The following is an 18,942-nucleotide window of genomic DNA, read 5'->3' as shown; positions in this document are numbered from 1 at the left end:
GTTTTTATTTCAATTGGTTAGCTGAAATTGGCGGCGATGTTGGCTGCATGCGGTCGAACAAGCTGCTGGATCGCTGTTGGCTGCACAACATCGCCGCCCGGGGGGGCAGGTCAGCGGTTCTTGCGCATGCCCATATGCGCGTCATCCATCAGCGCCTTGGCCATGTCGCAAAGAAAGTGCGAAGCCCAGACCAGCACCGGTTCGTTGTCCATAACCCCGATAAACGATGCTCGCCGAGAGCAGTCCATCAACACCGACGCTTGTTCGATGGCATGGTCGCAGCAGTTTCCCGGTTCTACGCGGAACAGTTTCCTGCCGTCCAGCACACCGTCCAGGAACGTGGCCGCGCCTACGGTCAGGCCCAGCGTGCCGGTGTCGTCATCCAATTCCTTGTCCATCTGAAACCCTCTTTTGAATCTGCCGGCCAGTGCGATTTCCCGGTTGCAGTCCCTGGCAGGAAAACCACACCGCCCAGGCTGGCAAAATTTGAAAATCAGCTCATCAGTGCAATGTATGCACCGGCTGCCCGGCCCGAAGCTGCACCTGCGCAATCGCCGACTCCAGCAGCGTGCGCACAGCCTCCATTTCATGCATGACCGCCAGGGTCATGATCGTGGCGGGAGACTTGGGGAGCGAGGCTATCGCGTGATGGCCTACGGACAAGGCGCAGAGTACGTATTCCGTGGCCTGGATCAGGGTGTCTTCCAAGTGATGGGGTGAGTCAGTGGAGAAAGGTGGATCGGGAACGAGTTTCAGCATGACAGCCTCCAGACAATAACAAGTCGGACCGTCGCCAGATCACTTGCAGATGATAGGGTGGCGGCTACATGCGGGCCTGCAAGACCGGGCTTGGAGGTCGATTCCCGGCTGGCCCGAAGACCACCCGCACGCAGCCACCGTTGAACGAAGCCAACAGCAAACTGAGACCAAACCAAGCATCGGGCTTGCAGACCCGGTCGTTGAATTTGCAACGACAGGGCGAGACTAGGGGGCTCAGGTTTCCATCGCAATGGTGAAACGGCTTGAAAAGGATGATTCAGAAATGGACTACGAGGAAGGGGAAAAAACTGATTCGGTCTTGTAGGACCAGCTCACACCGACGCACCAGAACCATACGCTCAACGTTTTTTAGGCTTACAATTTCCAGACTTGGCAGCAATTGACTATCAGGCTTCAACGCCGATAATTGCCCCCAAGTTTTCAGTAATCGCAGCAAAATCCGAGCAGCAAATGGAGGTATTCATGCCAGTCAAAGCAGCAGCACCGGCGCTCATCGTCGCCGCGCTCGCATTGGTGGGTGATTACACAACTCTCTCACTTCAATCACGTGCCGTTGAGGTTCGTGAAGCCAGCGCTACCCCCCCCTCTTCCCCTGACCTGCGCAGCGTAATCGCTGAGCTGACTCATGGCTGGCTGGTCCTGGAGTCGATCTATTCGAGGCGTGTCGTTGCACTCATGAAATCGGATACCTTCGACCAGACCAAATACCTCAAGAATGCTGAGTTGCTCAAAGCGGTAAGGCAGTTGGAGGGCGGACTGCAAGCGGCAAACGTGCCAACCGCTCTTTACGATGAGCACCAGAACCTGCGCCGAGCAGTGGCTAAGGTACGCAGCAAAATGGTTGTCATCGATGGGATCTACCAGCAGTTCTTCCTCACGCCGGATGAGTTCCAGAGCGCACTGAGTGCCCCTGGCCTTCGCGATCTTGCCGATCACACTACCCGCAAGCTCAACCGACTGGCGTAAGGTGACCAATGCCAGTCTGGTTATGGCCGGATGCGCACACCAAAGCCCGGGATATTTCGACCATGCAGTATCTGGCTCGACTGGCGAAAGAATGGCGCGATAACAATTGATCGCGATTATCCGAAACGACGGCGTGACTCTCGGATGGCTGGCGTAGATTGAGGTGTAAGGGCGACCACGCCATCGCAACGGAAACACACACCCACCAGGATATCCTTGACCACCCCTTGACCATCGCTGAACGGTACATCACGGCGTGCATAGTACGTAGGCACCACTACCTGGCAGTGTTCGCAAAGCGCTTTACCGGTGACCCCTTCGGCAAGAATTTTCATTATCTGAGTACTCGTTAGTGAATGCTGATCAACCGGATGACCTGGCCGGAGCAATAATTGGCGCCGTAGCCTGCTAAACTCGAAAAAGCATGCATTATGAACCCATCGTCCGCACCGTAGCGCAGAGCTGTGTAACCAACGCTTTCATGACTAGCCCCGACTGCCCAGTTCGCGGGTAAACTCTCCCCAGGGAACACCTCGCTCAGGCATTCAACTACACGAAATCCGGCGCTGTTCAGCGCCACGGCGGGCGGGCGCTCATAGAGCAGCACATAACTCATTGCATTAGCAGGGACCCTGTGGGAGCGGCTTTAGCCGCGAACACCGGCGCAGCCGGTGCCATGCACCGCGTTGGATCTTCGCGGCTAAAGCCGCTCCCACAGAGTACGCGCCAGCACAGGCCAACGGGCTGGACGATCTTCCAATGGGATCACGGCAAGCAGCAACCCATTGCGCACAGCCACTCACCCTGGCATTCAGGTAAGCTCAGCGCAATGCAACCACCAAGGACGGTACCCATGCATTCACTGACGAATGAACAAGTGCTGGCAATCATCCACGAGAACCCGATAAACCGGGCATTGCTGGCCGCCCTGCCAGCGCTGGATGTCCCCCACTGCATGCTGACGGCAGGCGCCCTGTTCCAGACATTCTGGAACCACCGCGCCGGGCTACCTTCGGAGAGGGGCATCAAGGACTATGACATCGCCTACTTCGACGCCGACTTGTCCTGGGAGGCAGAGGACCGTGTCATCGCCCGGGTTCATCAGGCGTGCGCGCACCTGGGCGTCAACGTGGAAGTGCGCAACCAGGCCCGTGTTCACTTGTGGTACGAGGCGAAGTTCGGCGCATGAGCGAAATTGAAATACTGTCCGTTCCGCCTGAACGCCCGTTCATTCTGTCTACTATCTCTAAACCGCGTTGAGATACTCTGTAAATTTCAGTTAGAGTTGGTTCGCTGGCGCATTTGGCCAAAATCTAATAGTCAATAATTCGTTCGTTTCTAGGCAGCTGTGGGCAGCAGAAACACACCTAGGTTTGCCTAAGACTACGGTCTAATAGGCGTCGGGCAGCCAGCGATGAGCCTTGTGCATAGCCTACTGTAGGGGCTTACCTCTTTTTAGTTTGGATCATAAATAATGCCAATCAAAACCATCAGCATCCTGGGTTACCGTGGCTTCAAGAATCGTGGAACAGTGACGTTTTCTGTGCCAAATGGCAAAGAAGGCAGTGGTCTCACTATAATTACTGGAGCTAACAATGCAGGGAAGTCTTCCATTCTGGAGTGCCTAAGAGCTCGTAACGGTTATGCAACTCCGAGCTTCAGTGCCGGGGTGCGACATGCTGCCGTCGGACTGGTTGAGATTGATTACGTCTTTGACGGTGCCAAGGAATCCATCCATTCGCTCCGCAAAGGGGCCAGCGAGACCAAACGCATTGGAGAAAAAGCCGAAGAGCGAATATTCGTACTACCATCGCGGCGTGCATTCAACCCTTACTTCAGCAAGCATGCGTATACACGGCATGAGCACATTGAGGGATCGGTGTTGCCACCGCAACGCAGCCCGACGCTCAGCGGTTTCGAATACCGCTTGTTCAATATTCTGAGTGATGAAGCCAAGCTGGCCGCGTTCAATTTGCACGCCTCCGAGGTGCTAGGATTCACCCCAGATTGGTCGATTGACCTATCTGAACAAGGGCAACATTTTCTCAAGTTTTTCTCGGCCGATAACGCCCACTCCAGCGATGGCATGGGCGAAGGCATCGTCAGTATCTTTGCCATTGTCGATTCGCTCTATGACTCGATTGAGGGAGATGTTGTCGTCATCGACGAGCCCGAGCTTTCATTGCATCCTGCCCTGCAAAAACGTTTAGCACGGTTGATCCGAAAGTTCTCTAGCGACCGGCAAATTGTGATCTCCACTCACTCTCCATACTTTGTTGATCTGGAAGCATTGAAAAATGGCGCTGGCTTGGTCCGGGTCACCACTGGCGCCAATGGAACTAAAATCAATCAGCTTGGCCCATCGGCACTTGAGTCGATCAAAAAGTTGTCAGCCCGCAACGTGTACAACCCGCATGTGTTTGGGCTTGATGCACGTGAGCTGTTTTTCCAGGAGGATGGGCTTGTGCTTACCGAGGGTCAGGAAGATGTGGTTCTCCTGCCAGAGATTGCCAATCAACTTGAGCAGGATATGCCAGGCACTTTCTTTGGCTGGGGTGCTGGCGGTGCCGGCAACATCAAGCATCTTTGTCAGATTTTGAGTGAGCTAGGATTTTCACGAGTTGCTGCGGTGTTTGACGGCGACAAGGCTGCCGACGCTGATGAGCTTAAATCGCTCTTCCCGGACTATTTTTCCTGCATACTCCCTGCCGACGATATTAGGACTAAGCCAGCGCGCCCAGCGACGGGAGCGAAGGATGGTGTTCTGGACAGTAAGCACAGCGTTCGCCCAGAATATGTAGATAGCATGGCGGCCGTTTTGGACTCGCTGAGGGCTTATATGGCGGGTCAGCCAAGAACTGTACCGGTTGGCACTGACAATTTCTAAACAGCCCGACGTCTGGTTTGAGCGAGAGCAAATCAATGTCCGCTTCTGGCCGATTCATGCCCTTCACGAACGGCCGCTATGGGTCGATAGCGGCCATTCGCGACTGGCTGCTCCCGACCCTCCTCCTCCCTTCAAGTCCTACCATCCAAGCGGGTTTACCCGCGATGCAGGCGCTGCGGTGGATGGCACCGGCTGTGCCGGTGTTCGCGGGTAAACCCGCTCCCACAAAGATTGCTGTTCGGCTCACCGGCAGCAACGGGTCGATAGCTGCCGGTCGTGGATGACCGCTTTCGCTCCAGAGCGGCCCTTGGCGGAAGGTAACTAACGACCAAAAGCAGTCCCTAAGCGCGCCGACAAATAGAGTGACGATCCAGCGGCCCTTTCAACTGACCTTGCTGCGATACCAAACGCTAGTCCGTTCATTATCAGCTTGGGATTTTCGTATTTCGAACTGCCGTGATTCGTGCAGGACATGCCTCCAGCGATTGCAACCGTAGCGCTTGGGCGACTGCTCTGGATAGGTATCACTAATCCAGCGGATCGCTGCTTCCAGTCGAGTCCAGCCACCTTCGGCAAGCTTGGCTTCTGCCTCACGTAAACAGGAGCAGATCCCACAGCCAAGCCAATCGACCGAGCCGTCCTCCCGTATGCCGTCGAGCGCATCTGCAAATGCCTGGCTCTGTATAAACGAAGCCAATTTAACTTGTGCCTCGCCCATGGTTCTGGCCCAACATCGCAGGTTCAAACAATGCCGATTGATGGTTTGGTAGCTTTCCTCCAGATAACCATCCGCAGCCTGGCAGCCTGACTCTGACCAGAGATCGAAATGCTCAATGAAGTGGTGAACCAGCTTGTTACGCAGGTCGACCAACGCCTTGGTAGCCACCTTCGTTGCCTCATAGTGCTCGACTGGCATTTTCAACTGGTTTCGATAGCTGAACCCGATCTGGTCACCAGCATCGGCTTCCGTCTCTGACTCTTCATTTTGGGGCGACTGGACCAGAAAGCTGTCGGCCAACATCCCGACCAACATGCCCATGGTTTTTTTCTTGGTACGTGCGATCTTCTGCTCACGGATGGCATGCAGCCGATCCACAGGGCCGCTCAACTCAGCATGCGCGACTATGACTTTCAGCAGCTGTTCGTATTGTTGCAAACGCAACAGACAGCGTCCGAGCTTGCGCTGCACCACAGGTTGAAGTTCAGGTACATCATCCGCGGGCATGGTAGTGACTTCATCCATGATCAACGACTCACCTAAAAGTGGCAGTGCTGGAGCAATTCACGGCAATGCGCTTGCCCTGCAAGGAGGGCCTGCAATGCGTATATAAGGCGCTTTTCAAGCGTCAGTATAGGTTGAGGACTTTTTACTCGCATCGGTCGACAGCTACCCCTGGCTCTCAGGACCATTCAATGGCGACGAGCCTGTTCTGCAGGCGTCGTAACGGCCTGGATCAATACTCGTGTTGAAGCTATACCCAAAGGGTTCAGAGTAACGATGAACCATCCGCCCTGTTATCGACCGGGGAACTTTGCGGTGTCAAATCAGCTGGTCATACGCAACATGACCCGTCCCGAACTGGACAAGCTCGTCGATTGGGCTGCCCGTGAGGGTTGGAATCCCGGCGTTCACGATGCCGATTTGTTCTGGGCCACGGACCCTGCCGCCTTCATTGCAGCGTCCCGGGGCGGCGAATTGATTGGTGGCGGTGCAATCACTTCCTACAACGGCGAATTCGGCTTCATGGGCATTTTCATCGTCCGGCCCGAGTATCGCGGTCAAGGCCTGGGCAATACCCTCTGGCACGCACGCCGCGAGCGACTCCTCGCCCGCCTGCGCCCAGGCGCGAGCATTGGCATGGACGGCGTCTTCGCGATGCAGGACTACTACGCCAAGGGTGGGTTCGTCTTCTCCCATCGCAACATGCGTTTTCGTGCCAAGGCCACCGGATGCCCGGCCAGCTCGCAGGTAGACAACCAGGACATCGTCCCGTTGACCACCTTCCCGTTCGATGAGGTGGTCGATTACGACCGCACCTGCTTCCCTGCCGCGCGCGCAGCCTTCCTGAGCGGGTGGATAGCCCAGGCCGATGCACTTGCCGTGGGTTGCCGCCGCGAGGGCAGGCTTAGCGGCTATGGCGTGGCAAGGCGCTGCCGGGAAGGCTACAAGATCGGCCCCTTGTTCGCCGATGACGCCCTGGCAGCCAATGCCCTCTACGCACGCCTGGCAGAATTTGCGCAAGGTTGCCCGCTGTTTCTGGATGCCCCCGAGAATAACCCCGCCGCGATGGCGCTTGTGCGCCAACAGGGCATGATCGAGGTTTTCGGCTGCGCACGCATGTACCTCGGCCCTCCTCCGGTGATCGCACACGAACGTGTGTTCGCCGTCACGACCTTCGAGCTGGGCTGATGTCCGCTCGCAACCTGATCGGTTATGGCGGCAACCCACCCCACCCGCGATGGCCCGGTGGGGCGCGCGTCGCGGTCCAGTTCGTACTCAACATCGAAGAGGGTGCGGAGTCATGCATGCTCAATGGTGACGCACAGTCGGAGGCCTGGCTTCATGAGCTACCGGGCCGCCCGCCGCGTGTGGGGGAACCGGACCTGAGCGTCGAGGGCATGTACGAATACGGATCGCGCGCAGGTGTATGGCGCATTCTGGAGCTGTTCGGCGCCAGGGGCCTGCCGCTGACCGCCTTTGCCGTTGGCCGAGCACTGGAACTGACCCCGGCGATTGGCCATGCGCTATGCGCCGCCGGGCATGAGATTGCCGGGCATGGCTACCGTTGGCTGGACTATCGCGACATGCCTGAAGACCAGGAGCGGCGCCATATCCGCCTCACCATCGACATGATCGAGCAGATCTGCGGTAAACGCCCCGTAGGTTGGTATACAGGCAGGGTCAGCCAGAACACCCGCCGCCTGTTGCGTGAGGAAGGTGGGTTTCTCTATAGCTCGGATGCCTACAACGATGATCTGCCCTACTGGCTCCCAGGCTCGCCCGCCCACCTGGTGATTCCGTACACACTGGTCAACAACGACGCCCGCTATCTGCTGCCCAATGGCTTCGCCTGCGGTGAAGACTTCTTCCGGCTGCTGAAGGATGCTTTCGACCTGTTGTGGCAGGAGGGCGCGCACCACCCGAAGATGATGAGCGTGGGCCTGCATGGGCGGATCAGTGGCCATCCTGGTCGTGCGATGGCGCTGGCGCGCTTTCTCGATTACGTGCAGGGCCACGACGGGGTGTGGGTCTGCCGGCGCGAAGAGATTGCCAGGCACTGGATAGCCCAGTTCCCCGCCTGAGCGGTCAGTCGTTCGCAACAAACACGGGATCAGCTAACGACCCGCCCTGCCGGACGCGCCGAGCACAGCCTTGCGCTGGCATTTCATCAGGACCTTACGGCCAGTTTCGACAAAGGGCGTGACGATCAGGCTATAGACCGTCAGGTAACGCTGGTGGTCCTGCTCACCGGTGCCGAAGCGGATGCTTTCGGGCGTTGATGTAGTGACATAGAGCGTGCCGAACATCCAGTCCCAGAGGGACAGGTTGGTGCCGAAGTTCCGGTTGAAATGGCGCGGGGCATCACTGTGATGGATCTGGTGCTGGGCCGGGCTGTTCAACACATGTTCCAGCTGCGGGCCGAACGACAGCCAGACATGGCTATGCCGCAGGTTGGCCGCCAGGCTGTTGAAGATGAACACCAGGTAGGTCACGCCGAACAGGGTGTAGCGGCTGACTTCACCGCCGCAAAGGTACCAGAAGCATCCGGCGTAGAAGCCGATGCCAATGCCGGTGCTCAGTTTCTCGACGATCTTTTCCACGAAATGCACCCGGCTCGCTGTCGCCGGCACCAGCACGGGCGCCGAATGATGGACCTTGTGAAAGGCCCAGAGCCAGCGGGAGTGAAAGGCCCGGTGCGCCCAGTAATGGATGAAGTCCTTGAGCAGGAACACCCCCAACCCATAGAGCAGGGACAGTGCAAGGTTCTCGCCCAGGCGCGGGCGCGCGCCCCAGAGGTTGCTGAAAAAGACCAGGTAATCGCCGGAGCGCAGGATGTAGGGGTCGACCAGTTGGACGACGGGCAGCACCAGTGCAACCTTGAGGATGGCCCGCACGAAGTAGTAGCGGTAGTCCAGCAGCGCCGAGGGATGCAGATGTACCCGGGCGCCGCCGATGAATTGCCAGAACGACTGGGCGTCGCTCAGGCCGCGCTGCTTCCTGAAGCGGAACAGGCCATAGGCTGCGCCATAGGAGATGCAAAGGAACAAGGCCCCGAAACGGCCGTTCAAATTGAAAATGCCGAGAAACTGGTCGGTAACGGGCGTGATCACCCAATCGGTCAGGTGCTCATAGACAAGCGACAGGGCATCCACGAAACGTCAGCCTCGGCAAAAGGGACGCAATTGTAAATCAGATTGATTTACTCGAGTGGCTTTCTGCATGAAGTGGTGCTTCAAGCACCGGGTAATCGATTGCCCCCACCCGCAAAACACAACACACCGATTGACAACTGCAGGAGGAAGGACAACTATCCGGCCGCCTATATGCGAAGCTTTATCATTATCAATACGCTTCTCATCAATGCGCCCGCATAGTCCATCGAAAGGAGCCAATGGATGTCCGCCTGTTTTTCTCCCCCCGCCTTCAGCATTCGCCAAGCCGCACTGGTAGCAAGCCTTTCTGGCTCGCTGCTGGCCAGTGCCAATGCCTGGGCCGTGCCTGTCAGCTACAGCATCCCGGCGGGGCCGCTGGGGGCCGCAATCAATCAGTTCGCCACGGCAAGCGGGGTGACTGTCAGCGTCAGCAACGAAGAAATTGCTGGCCAGCGCAGTGAGGGACTGCAGGGTAGTTACGAGCTGGAGCAAGGCCTCGCGCAATTGCTGCAAGGCAGTGGCCTGCAGGTGCTGCAAGCGGGAGACAAGCACTACATGTTGGCCCGCCCGAGTCAGGATGGCACGATGGAACTCGCTGCAACGACGGTCTCCAGCGTGGGGCTGGGTGCCACCACCGAAGGCACCGGCAGCTACACCACAGGTTCGGCCAATACGGCAACCGGGCTGCGCCTCTCGGCACGCGAAACACCACAGTCGATCAGCGTGGTGACCCGCCAGCAGATCGAAGACCAGAACCTGAACGATGTTGCCCAGGTACTGGAACAAACCCCAGGCGTGGTCGTCGATAGCATGGGGCCGGCCGGCAGCGACGCCAATCATATCTACGTACGTGGTTTCGAGGTCGGCACCATCCAGGTCGACGGCCTCAACCGGCCTGACAGCTTTGGCTTTCGTGATGACCTTGCCGACATGGTGTCGTATGACCGGGTCGAGGTGGTACGCGGGGCCACGGGGCTGATGTCCGGCACCGGTGACCCCGGTGCGACCGTCAACCTGATCCGCAAGAAGCCTACCTTTGAAACGCAACGCAAGCTGACCCTGAAAGCAGGCTCGTGGGACACCTACCGCACCGAGCTGGACGTGTCTGGCAAGCTGTCGGAAAGCGGCAATGTACGCGGGCGCCTCGTGGCCTCGAACACCGACAGCCAGAGCTACGTCGACCGCCAGTCCCTGGAACGGCAGGTGGGCTATGGAGTGCTGGAATGGGACATCACCGACAGCACGATGCTGACCGTGGGGGCGGAGTATCAGGAAATGGACAACGACGGCGCCGGTAACCACGGCTTCCCGATGTTCAACTCCGATGGCAGTCACTTCAGCCCTTCCCGCTCGTTCAACTCGGCCTCGGACTGGAGCTACCACAAGCGTCGCACCAAGACCCTGTTCACCACCCTGGATCACGACCTGGCCAACGGCTGGCACCTGAAATTCAATGCTGAGCACAGTCGCCGAAGCTATGACGACGTATTTGCCACCGCCGCCAGCGGCACCGTCAAACCTGATGGCAGCGGCATCCAGACCTGGACTGGCCGTTGGGCAGGCGAACCTCGGCAGACCTCGTTCGACCTGTCGGCTACGGGCCCGTTCGAAGTGCTGTCGCGCGAGCACCAGGCGTACGTCGGGCTCAGCCACTACCGGGCCTACTACCGCAACGACGGCTACCATCTGTGGACCTGGCAGGACATCGACAACATCCATGACTGGGATGGCTCGTTGCCGGTACCTGACGCCATCCACAACAAGACGACGGAAAATGCGCTGGACGAAACCCAGGACGGCCTGGTGGCTTCGGTGCGCTGGAGCCTGGCCGATGACCTGTCGCTGATTACCGGCGCACGGGTGATCGACTGGCGACGTGACGAAACCGAGGAGCAGTTGGCGAGCGGTGAAACCAAACACACCTCGCGCAGCGAAACCGGGGTCGTCACCCCTTACATCGGGCTGGTTTACGACATCAACGACAACTGGTCGGCCTATGCCAGCTACACCACCATCTTCAACCCGCAAGACAAACAGACTGCATCGGGCAGCTACATCGATCCGTTGGAGGGCGTGAACTACGAGCTGGGCCTGAAAAGCGAGTTCTGGGACAAGCGCCTGACTGCTGCACTCAGCGTGTTCGAAGTGCACCAGGACAACCTGGCCGTGGCGGACGGCGACGTCCAGGCGCCGGACGGCAACCAGGCCTACCGGGCCGAGTCCGGCACCAAGACCCGCGGTTTCGAAATGGAAATGGCGGGCGAGATCCTGCCTGACTGGCAAGTATCGGCCAGCTACACCTATGCCGTGAGCAAGAACTCGGATGGCGACCGCCTGCTCACCGAAGTGCCCCGCGACACCCTCAAACTGTTCACCAGCTACCGCCTGCAGTCACTGCCGCAACTGAAAGTGGGCGGCGGTGTGCGCTGGCAAGGATCGGAGTACGAGAAAAACGCAGGCCCCAACAAAGAGACCTTCACCCAAGGCGCCTACAGCGTGGTCAACCTGATGGCGCAATATGCCTTCACGCCGCAAACCAGCGTCTCGCTGAACCTCGACAACCTGTTTGACAAGACCTACTACACGGCGATCGGCTCACGTGGCTGGTACGGCAGCCCACGTAGCGCCACGGCCACGTTGGTGTACGCGTTCTGACCCAGCCGGCGTTCGCTGCCGATGCCCGGCAGCGGCGCCGAACAAGTATCCATATTTGGCGCAGCCAGTAACACATGCGCACAATATGTGTGTACAAATTTCCCATCTCCAGGCTCGCATAAAATGTGACGGCGACCAATGAAGAGGATACAAAAGCCCGAGAACCGCCAACTCCAACTGCTCGGCGGGTTGGTACGAATCTTGTTTGTATACAAAACCAAAAATAAAAGTACACAAGAGTTACGGAGTCCCGATGGCGTCAATTTCACGTTCCGGTGTCAGCCAGCTTGATGTTCTCCCTGCCGAAACGGCTGGGCCCACTCAGTTGGAGTTGAGCCCGCGCCTTTACAGTGCCGACCTTGCACCGACCCGCGCGGCAAATCGCACCTGGGGCCGCTACAGCCTGTTTGCACTGTGGACCAACGATGTGCACAACATCGCCAACTATTCCTTCGCCATCGGCCTCTTCGCCCTGGGCATGAGCGGCGCACAGATCCTCGCAGCCTTCGCGCTCGGCGCACTGGTGATCTACGGCCTCATGAACCTGTCCGGCTACATGGGGCAGAAGACCGGCCTGCCCTACCCCGTCATGTGCCGGATCAGCTTCGGCATCCATGGTGCGCAGATCCCGGCACTGATCCGCGCGGTAATCGCCATCGCCTGGTTCGGCATCCAGACATACCTCGCCTCGGTAGTGCTGCGCGTGCTGCTCACCGCCATCGCTCCCGACCTCAAGCCCTACGACCAGAACTCGATCCTCGGCCTGTCGACCCTGGGCTGGATCACCTTCCTCGGCATCTGGTGCGTGCAGGTGGCGATCTTCGCCTATGGAATGGAGATGGTGCGCCGCTACGAATCCTTCGCCGGACCGATCATCCTAGTCGCCTTCGCAGGCCTGGCGGGCTGGATGTACTGGCGCAGCGGCCTGTCGATTTCCTGGTCCAGCGGCAACGCGCCGACCGGCGCCACGATGTGGCTGAAGGTACTGGGTGCCGCCGCGCTGTGGGTCTCGCTGTACGGCACCATGATCCTCAACTTCTGCGACTTTACCCGCAACTGCCCGGACCGGCGTACCATCAGCGTGGGCAACTTCTGGGGCCTGCCGGTGAACATGCTCGGTTTCGCACTGATCGCCGTGGTGCTCGCCGGTGCGCAGTTCAGCATCGACGGCAAACTGGTGCAGGGCCCGACCGAGATCGTTGCAGCCATCCCTAGCACCGCCGGCCTGGTGCTGGCCTGCCTGGCCTTCCTGATCGTCACCGTGGCGGTGAACATCATGGCCAACTTCGTCGCCCCGGCCTACGTACTCACCAACCTGGCCCCGAACCTGCTGAACTTCCGCCGCGCTGGCTTGCTCAGTGCCGGCATCGCCGTGCTGATCCTGCCCTGGCACCTGTACAACAGCCCGTCCGTGATCGTGTATTTCCTCGGCGGCCTGGGCGCCCTGCTCGGCCCACTGTACGGGATCATCGTCACCGACTATTACCTGGTTCGCCGCAGCCGGGTGAACCTGCCGGAGCTGTATAGCGAAAGCAGCGAGGCCGCCTATCACTATCGCGGCGGGGTCAACCTGCGCGCCGTAGCGGCCTTCATCCCGGCGTCGCTGATCGCCATCGTGCTGGCGCTGGTGCCGGCGTTCGATACGCTGTCGCAGTTCTCCTGGTTCTTCGGCGCGAGCCTGGGCGGGCTAATCCACTATGCCCTCGCCAACCGCAGCGCCAGATACATTGAGGTTTCCGGCGAAAGCATCGCAGTGGATAGCACGCACCACTGACCGGGGCTGCCAGCGCGGCCCCCTGTAGGAGCGGCCTTGTGTCGCGAAAGGGCTGCGCAGCAGCCCCAGCAATTTGTGCCTCTGCGCTGAACCCCTGGGGCTGCTGCGCAGCCCTTTCGCGACACAAGGCCGCTCCTACAAGGGTCCCAGCAGCCAGCAGAGATGCCCGCTCGCTCGGCAGGACCATCCGATCTGTTTCCAGACGCATGCCCTGCTCTCTTGGTAAACTAGCCGCCTGCCCTGGCAATCACCGATCTCCTGCCGCCGACTTTTGCTACGTCGCGCCCTCGGTTTGCTACAAACACCCTCGAAATTGCTGAATTTGGTACAAGACACGTTGAACGATATGACCACAAACCCAGGCTCTAACCCAGCAACCACGCGCCCTGAGCCTTCCCGTCGCTTCAGCGTTGCACCCATGATGGATTGGGCTGGTTCTTCACCCGACCCAACGTTTACAGGGGTTTCATCCTAAGCCAACGATTTTCGTACCAATTTCGTACCAACCATTTTTCCATTCGGCCTAACTGCCGACACTTTTAGATGAACTCGCTGATGCTGCTATCGGCCTGCGCTTTTGGTAATGCGTCATCGCGTCGGCTGCGTCGGCACACATGAGGTGTTTCAGGAGTGCGTGTAAAAGCTGAGGGTTCTGGATTGCAACGTGTGGTGGTAGCATCTGGCCACCTATTTCAGCGCCGAGTGCATAATGGCAAGTGTTTTCGTTATACGGATCCCTGGGTGGAGAACTTTCGTTTTCACTATTCCTGAAAACTGGAACTCTTACCATTTGAACCATTGGTTTCGCCGAACCATTCGTTCTCGACTTTTTCAAGAGATCGAACTTGGCAATCACCAAGCCGCGTTGCAGTTTGCGCAGCCGTGGAGGTTGCGTTATCTGCGTGGCGAATGGGGAGAATCCGCTGTCCGTTGTGCCATCGGCTACAATCAATCCGCCCTGGCTGTGGAGCTAGTGCGACGTGGCGGGATGTATGCAGAGGATGGCACCTTGGCCCTAGCGGCGATGAAGGGTGACCTGATAGTGGTCGAAGCGCTGTTATCAGCCGGGAAGCATCCGGACGAACCCTTCAAGGACCCGCTTTGTCATGGAATGACACCCTTGATGTGGGCGACCAACAGACGTCACCCCGAGATCATGGAGCGCCTGTTGCAGGCGGGAGCCGATATTGACGCTGTCGACCGTCAAGGTTGTTCAGCGGCAAGACATGTAACCAATTTTGGCGGTACTTCTCTGGAAGCGCTGAAGGTGTTACTGCGCCACAAACCTGAAATCCTATGGACTGAGATGTGGAGCGGAATCGATGTCCTGAATGCCGTACGACGTTATCGGGACAACCGTGACCCGGATGCGCTGCAATTCATGACGCGCAAGTTTCCCGAACTGGACATGGACGAATACCTAGACAGCTAGGGCTCTGGACTTTATTTAGCGGGCTGGATGCCGTCGCATCGCCTAGACGGGATGACCTAATTGTGATGGGTAGCGCTGACATGGACGCCTCACAAATGCCCTCGCTAGCGAAATGGTGCGCCTGCGCCGTAGCGCCTACCGTCCGCTACGTGCCAAAAGCGGACCTTCCCAGCAGCTCCAGCTGAATTCCGCATCAGCATCGAAGATTGCCGTGGCCAAGCTGTAAGTAATGGATTGCACCGACTCATCTCACACGCCTTTGTTTTAAAGGCCTACAGCTAAAATAAATCCTTGCCGTACCACTTTTGTACCAGCTCGACCAGAAGGCAGTAACGATTGCAACCGCGTGTTCAGTCGTATGTCCAACACATTGGTGTCAGAATCTTCGGAAAACCGTCTTGGAGGCAACGATGCTGGTTACCCATATTCTCGGAGATTGCCCCGGCTGCAACGGGAAAAGCTGCTTCGGAAACGTGTCCGTCCGCGACGACCACGTTCTTCGTGGATGCCTCCGTTGTAAGCATCACATCAGTGTTTGGCTGCCGGAAATTCGAAAAAAGGTCCTGTACCTGGACCAATTCTTCTTTTCTAGCGCATTCCGTGGCGGAGACCCTCGATTTGTAGAGGCGGCAGATCGAGTGAAGAAAGCGGCGAGCCTGCAGCTTTTGGTTGCGCCGTACTCCTCTATTCACGAGGACGAAACCCATCAGTGGCGAGGTTATAAGGAATTCAATAAAACCGACCTCTTGGCGTTCATCAAAGAGGTATCGGGTGGTGCGAAGTTCCAGCAGGACTATGACGTCGAAACCACCCAGGTCACGAAGGCCTGGAGCGCTTTCCTTAAGGGTGAGCCCTCGGGGTATGTACTTGAGGATGACGACGCTATAGAAGGCCCACTAGACCAGTGGGACGATTACTTCCGTATTGACGTGCCTGATTACTTCAAAGACGTCGAACTCAATAGGTTCTTGAAGGGGCAATCTGTCGATGGCTTGATCGATCTGTTTGATCGATGGCAAGCCTCCACTCAAACGTTCGACCAAGACGTCGCCCAAGAGGTACAGGCGGTTGCCGATAACTACCTGAGCACGTACATCACTATGATACAGCGGCTCGCCCGAGGTGACGCCCAAGCAATGCTGGACTCCCCGATTGTGAGTCAGGTTGTCGAGCAAATGCTGCATTGGCTACCGAAAGACCAGGGGTTGACTGAGCGCCTTAAACAATGCGCTGAGTTCTTCAGGTCGGAACACTTCCGACAAGTGCCGAATCTGTATATCTCGGCTCGAATGTACGCAACACTGAAGGCTATGGTGAAACGAGGCGCTTATGCTAACCGCGAAGAGGCTCGTAAACGACTGAATGGTTTCTTTGAGGATGTCAAGCACATTTCGCTTTACGCTCCGTACTGCAACGCGTTTTTTATGGACCAACCAATGGCCGACCTAGTCCGCCAGCCAAGCGTGAATCTCGAGGGTCGCTATGGCGTACGCGTTTTCAGCCTGAACAACCTGACAGAGTTCTTTGAGTGGATTGATGACCTGGAGCGCGGAATGAGCGACGATCATAAGGCAGGTATCGAGGCAGCCTATCCCAATCGACTTCAAGCTATGGGGTAAGACTCTGAATACGTCCTGTGTGGAACAGTACGAGACGACGCAAAAAGGAGCTGCAATTTTGGCGCCGCACGCCCAACGCCAGCGGACAGCGAATCGCGCTCGGCTAAGAACCTGGAGCAATCGTCTCCTCCAAGGAACTCGGTTGGTGGTTGCTCCTGGGATGGATTGGGCATAGTTTATTCCTAGCCGCCCGTTTTTCGGGCTAGCGAACAGGCGTAGTACCATTTTTTACCATTCGAGGTAACGTAAGCTCAACTCGCCTGAAAAAAGTGATCCGACACGCTCGACAAGGCGCTGTAGCTCCGAGAACCGACTATCCTCGCCTGAGCCCTTACAACCGGCCCATGAGACCGACATGGACGAGAAAGCCGCAATCACTGCATGCACTATGTCTCAAATTGTCCTCGTTCTGTCCCATTCTTTGCCCCCCTAAGGTACGTCATTCCCCCCGGGAGGGCTGACCCGACCATACGACAGCTTCGACCAGGATTAGCGTTTCAAACCCGCCCCAATATTCCAATAAGCTCCATAGGCCAGCAAAGTCAACAGCTTGCAACAATCTACTTCTGCAAGGAACTAAAAATTTTATCAAAGCAAGCAGGAACAAACTCCCACCCGAAATCGTCAACCATCGACTTCACCAAAGCAAAAAGAACTCCCCCCTCCCTGCCATTTAAAGATTTTAGCTCTTGATAACGAGCGATCACCCGCGCCATTAACTCATGGCCATTACATGTAAGATATTCCAAATCCAGTTTCAAAACATAACCACCGAGAAGTTCAATGCTTACATCCTGTGCATTTGGCGAACCTCTAAACTCAAGTATAAAATTATCAATTGAGGCCTGAAGAAGCTCTACGCGCTCCATCCACTCGCGAACACTAACCTGTACGCCACAATATTTAGCCAAGTCATACTTATGCGGTGAGTGCCCGTAAAGCAAACGCAACACATAGAGCGGGTTAAGCATTATATTTTCTATCGTATAGTAAAGCCCACAACCAGCCACCACCACATTCCGGACTGGTTTGTTTTTAAGATCCCAATCTACTATGCCCCTCACTGTAGAATTTCCAGCAAAAGAAAGTGATTCAACCATCGCTATAACTTGACCGCAATCACCGACGCCATTTAGCTCTTCCGTGAATCGTCGCAACTCCTCTTTCTCGATCCCCCGCAGATACTGTCCTACTTTCACTTCCACTTGGCTAGGTGGCATTTTGGGGCCTGCCACGAGGAATGACAGCGATATTTTCGAATCAACACTCGGAAAACGAGACTTTATTTTGTCATATATGTATCTATACGCATCCATATCTCCTTTACTCTCGACGAACACCTCACGTCTGTTACGAGAGTTCAGCGAAATCTGGGTTACGCCATCGAGCAAGTCAGCTAGAGCTTCATCTTTTTCCGTCAGAACAATTGCCTTTGAGGAAACCCGATATACACATTCATCAGGCGCCAATGCCACAGTTGTCGGAGAGTGCGTAGTAAAAATTATTTTACAATGAAAAGACTCTGCGACTCGCTGAATTACGGAATAAAACTTTACAACCATTTTTGGATGCAGAAATGCGTCCGGCTCATCCAGCAAAATCAACTCAGGAACCCCAGAAGTCAATTCCGACCTATATTTCAACTTAAACATTACCGTCGCAAGCCATAAAAGACTTTTCTCTCCCGACGACAGTCCATCTAATGGTATTTCCTGCCCGGTAGATACATCTTTCAAGACCGGATTAAAAACATCATCACCCATCTCATCATTTGGCGGATCAATGCCGATCTTGCCGTCAAATATCTCATTTAGCACATCATTAAACAACAACCACGGCGGCTCACCAAAAGACCTAACAAATTCTGGCAATTCCAAATAAATACTCTTTCCGCCGTAATTTTCTCCGCGCCACTTCTCAAACAAGTTGGTTCTCTTTCGCCTTATGTAATCATTACAGACATTCCCAATATCCAGGCCATCGAAAATCTGAAACCCGCCCTCAAAATTAAACTTAATTTCTTCCTCAGTAAGCTCCCCAACGCTTTTCCCTAGCTTTCGCGCAATGGATGCAAAGCATTTATACATTTGCTCAAAATTATAGGGGGCCCCAGGATTCATTTGATTATAATGCGGCTCATCCCGATAAGGGGACGCGAAAACCTCCTTTTGGCTATTAAACCAGCCAACCACCATGGCCAGCCGAGTATGGTGTTCGTCGCGTGCATAGCCGTTGCTGATGCGGCCTTGCATCGTTGTAGAGGGCACATAAGCTATGTTCGCAGAAGGAATAAACCGTCCACCATCAGTTACCTGCATAGCACTCCGAGCTGCCTCTAGAAATCGGGTTTTTCCTGCGCCGTTCTTTCCTGTGAGCACCGCGACAGGACTATCAATCTCTACAGGATTCTCTAAGAAAAAGCCTTTGTAGGGCAGCGTACTTTTAAAAAGCATAG

General features: G+C 56.5%; 13 protein-coding genes and 1 pseudogene. 9 read left to right on the top strand and 5 right to left on the bottom strand.

Annotated features, from left to right (window positions below; all coding sequences use genetic code 11):
- Window positions 1–110: 110 nt before the first annotated feature.
- Together ABNP31_RS08430 and ABNP31_RS08425 are read right to left on the bottom strand one after the other, a co-directional pair.
- On the bottom strand, window positions 111–398 hold the full coding sequence (locus ABNP31_RS08430; RefSeq protein ID WP_085617267.1) for a DUF3077 domain-containing protein: 288 nt from the start codon (window positions 396–398) through the stop codon (window positions 111–113).
- 103 nt (window positions 399–501) lie between these two features.
- Window positions 502–759 (bottom strand): hypothetical protein, encoded by a 258-nt coding sequence (locus ABNP31_RS08425; protein ID WP_085665498.1) that lies wholly within the window; start codon window positions 757–759, stop codon window positions 502–504.
- A 483-nt stretch (window positions 760–1,242) separates the two neighbouring features.
- Here ABNP31_RS08425 and ABNP31_RS08420 point away from each other — a divergent pair, with 483 nt between their 5' ends.
- The 3 genes and pseudogenes from ABNP31_RS08420 to ABNP31_RS08410 all read left to right on the top strand — a co-directional run bounded on the left by ABNP31_RS08420 (window position 1,243) and on the right by ABNP31_RS08410 (window position 4,633).
- Window positions 1,243–1,746 (top strand): hypothetical protein, encoded by a 504-nt coding sequence (locus tag ABNP31_RS08420; RefSeq protein WP_054572328.1) that lies wholly within the window; start codon window positions 1,243–1,245, stop codon window positions 1,744–1,746.
- A gap of 853 nt (window positions 1,747–2,599) precedes the next feature.
- Window positions 2,600–2,929 (top strand): annotated as a pseudogene (locus ABNP31_RS08415) (nucleotidyltransferase family protein); the annotation flags it as partial.
- Between the two features lie 291 nt (window positions 2,930–3,220).
- Complete coding sequence (locus tag ABNP31_RS08410) at window positions 3,221–4,633, top strand: ATP-dependent nuclease (RefSeq protein ID WP_085665496.1); 1,413 nt, start codon at window positions 3,221–3,223, stop codon at window positions 4,631–4,633.
- Between the two features lie 382 nt (window positions 4,634–5,015).
- On the opposite strand, the gene ABNP31_RS08405 is transcribed toward ABNP31_RS08410, so the two are convergent.
- Complete coding sequence (locus ABNP31_RS08405; RefSeq protein ID WP_085665495.1) at window positions 5,016–5,876, bottom strand: OST-HTH/LOTUS domain-containing protein; 861 nt, start codon at window positions 5,874–5,876, stop codon at window positions 5,016–5,018.
- Window positions 5,877–6,170: 294 nt separating this feature from the next.
- Here ABNP31_RS08405 and ABNP31_RS08400 point away from each other — a divergent pair, with 294 nt between their 5' ends.
- Both ABNP31_RS08400 and ABNP31_RS08395 read left to right on the top strand, forming a co-directional pair.
- Window positions 6,171–7,043, top strand: a complete 873-nt coding sequence (locus tag ABNP31_RS08400; RefSeq protein ID WP_350013194.1) for a GNAT family N-acetyltransferase — start codon at window positions 6,171–6,173, stop codon at window positions 7,041–7,043.
- Window positions 7,043–7,936: a polysaccharide deacetylase family protein gene (locus ABNP31_RS08395; RefSeq protein ID WP_350013193.1), complete on the top strand. Its 894-nt coding sequence runs from the start codon at window positions 7,043–7,045 to the stop codon at window positions 7,934–7,936. Before ABNP31_RS08400 ends, ABNP31_RS08395 begins: the two co-directional genes overlap by 1 nt.
- Window positions 7,937–7,969: 33 nt before the next feature.
- Here the strand turns inward: ABNP31_RS08395 and ABNP31_RS08390 are convergent, their stop codons facing one another.
- Window positions 7,970–9,007 carry a sterol desaturase family protein gene (locus tag ABNP31_RS08390; protein ID WP_350013192.1) on the bottom strand — a complete coding sequence of 346 codons (1,038 nt, stop codon included), beginning with the start codon at window positions 9,005–9,007 and terminating at the stop codon, window positions 7,970–7,972.
- A 243-nt stretch (window positions 9,008–9,250) separates the two neighbouring features.
- Here ABNP31_RS08390 and ABNP31_RS08385 point away from each other — a divergent pair, with 243 nt between their 5' ends.
- From ABNP31_RS08385 to ABNP31_RS08370, 4 genes are all read left to right on the top strand, one after another.
- Window positions 9,251–11,662 (top strand): TonB-dependent siderophore receptor, encoded by a 2,412-nt coding sequence (locus ABNP31_RS08385; RefSeq protein WP_350013191.1) that lies wholly within the window; start codon window positions 9,251–9,253, stop codon window positions 11,660–11,662.
- Window positions 11,663–11,915: 253 nt separating this feature from the next.
- Window positions 11,916–13,436, top strand: coding sequence for an NCS1 family nucleobase:cation symporter-1 (locus ABNP31_RS08380; protein WP_350013190.1), 1,521 nt, complete (start codon window positions 11,916–11,918; stop codon window positions 13,434–13,436).
- A 790-nt stretch (window positions 13,437–14,226) separates the two neighbouring features.
- Window positions 14,227–14,868 carry an ankyrin repeat domain-containing protein gene (locus tag ABNP31_RS08375; protein WP_350013189.1) on the top strand — a complete coding sequence of 214 codons (642 nt, stop codon included), beginning with the start codon at window positions 14,227–14,229 and terminating at the stop codon, window positions 14,866–14,868.
- 410 nt (window positions 14,869–15,278) lie between these two features.
- Window positions 15,279–16,487, top strand: a complete 1,209-nt coding sequence (locus ABNP31_RS08370; protein ID WP_085706074.1) for a hypothetical protein — start codon at window positions 15,279–15,281, stop codon at window positions 16,485–16,487.
- Window positions 16,488–17,047: 560 nt separating this feature from the next.
- On the opposite strand, the gene ABNP31_RS08365 is transcribed toward ABNP31_RS08370, so the two are convergent.
- Entirely contained in the window at window positions 17,048–18,940 is a 1,893-nt protein-coding gene (locus ABNP31_RS08365; protein WP_350013188.1) for an AAA family ATPase, read from the bottom strand.
- Between the last annotated feature and the right edge of the window lie 2 nt (window positions 18,941–18,942).

This window comes from Pseudomonas asiatica (assembly GCF_040214835.1).
Taxonomy (GTDB): Bacteria; Pseudomonadota; Gammaproteobacteria; order Pseudomonadales; family Pseudomonadaceae; genus Aquipseudomonas; species Aquipseudomonas putida_Z.
Note: the sequence above shows the minus strand (reverse complement) of the source record. Positions and strands in the feature narration are given on the sequence as shown.

Coding starts and splice junctions, on each gene's coding strand:
- ABNP31_RS08405 (WP_085665495.1), bottom strand. CDS start 5,876: ATGGATGAAGTCACTACCATGCCCGCGGATGATGTACCTGAACTTCAA.
- ABNP31_RS08410 (WP_085665496.1), top strand. CDS start 3,221: ATGCCAATCAAAACCATCAGCATCCTGGGTTACCGTGGCTTCAAGAAT.
- ABNP31_RS08430 (WP_085617267.1), bottom strand. CDS start 398: ATGGACAAGGAATTGGATGACGACACCGGCACGCTGGGCCTGACCGTA.
- ABNP31_RS08420 (WP_054572328.1), top strand. CDS start 1,243: ATGCCAGTCAAAGCAGCAGCACCGGCGCTCATCGTCGCCGCGCTCGCA.
- ABNP31_RS08380 (WP_350013190.1), top strand. CDS start 11,916: ATGGCGTCAATTTCACGTTCCGGTGTCAGCCAGCTTGATGTTCTCCCT.
- ABNP31_RS08365 (WP_350013188.1), bottom strand. CDS start 18,940: ATGCTTTTTAAAAGTACGCTGCCCTACAAAGGCTTTTTCTTAGAGAAT.
- ABNP31_RS08425 (WP_085665498.1), bottom strand. CDS start 759: ATGCTGAAACTCGTTCCCGATCCACCTTTCTCCACTGACTCACCCCAT.
- ABNP31_RS08395 (WP_350013193.1), top strand. CDS start 7,043: ATGTCCGCTCGCAACCTGATCGGTTATGGCGGCAACCCACCCCACCCG.
- ABNP31_RS08385 (WP_350013191.1), top strand. CDS start 9,251: ATGTCCGCCTGTTTTTCTCCCCCCGCCTTCAGCATTCGCCAAGCCGCA.
- ABNP31_RS08370 (WP_085706074.1), top strand. CDS start 15,279: ATGCTGGTTACCCATATTCTCGGAGATTGCCCCGGCTGCAACGGGAAA.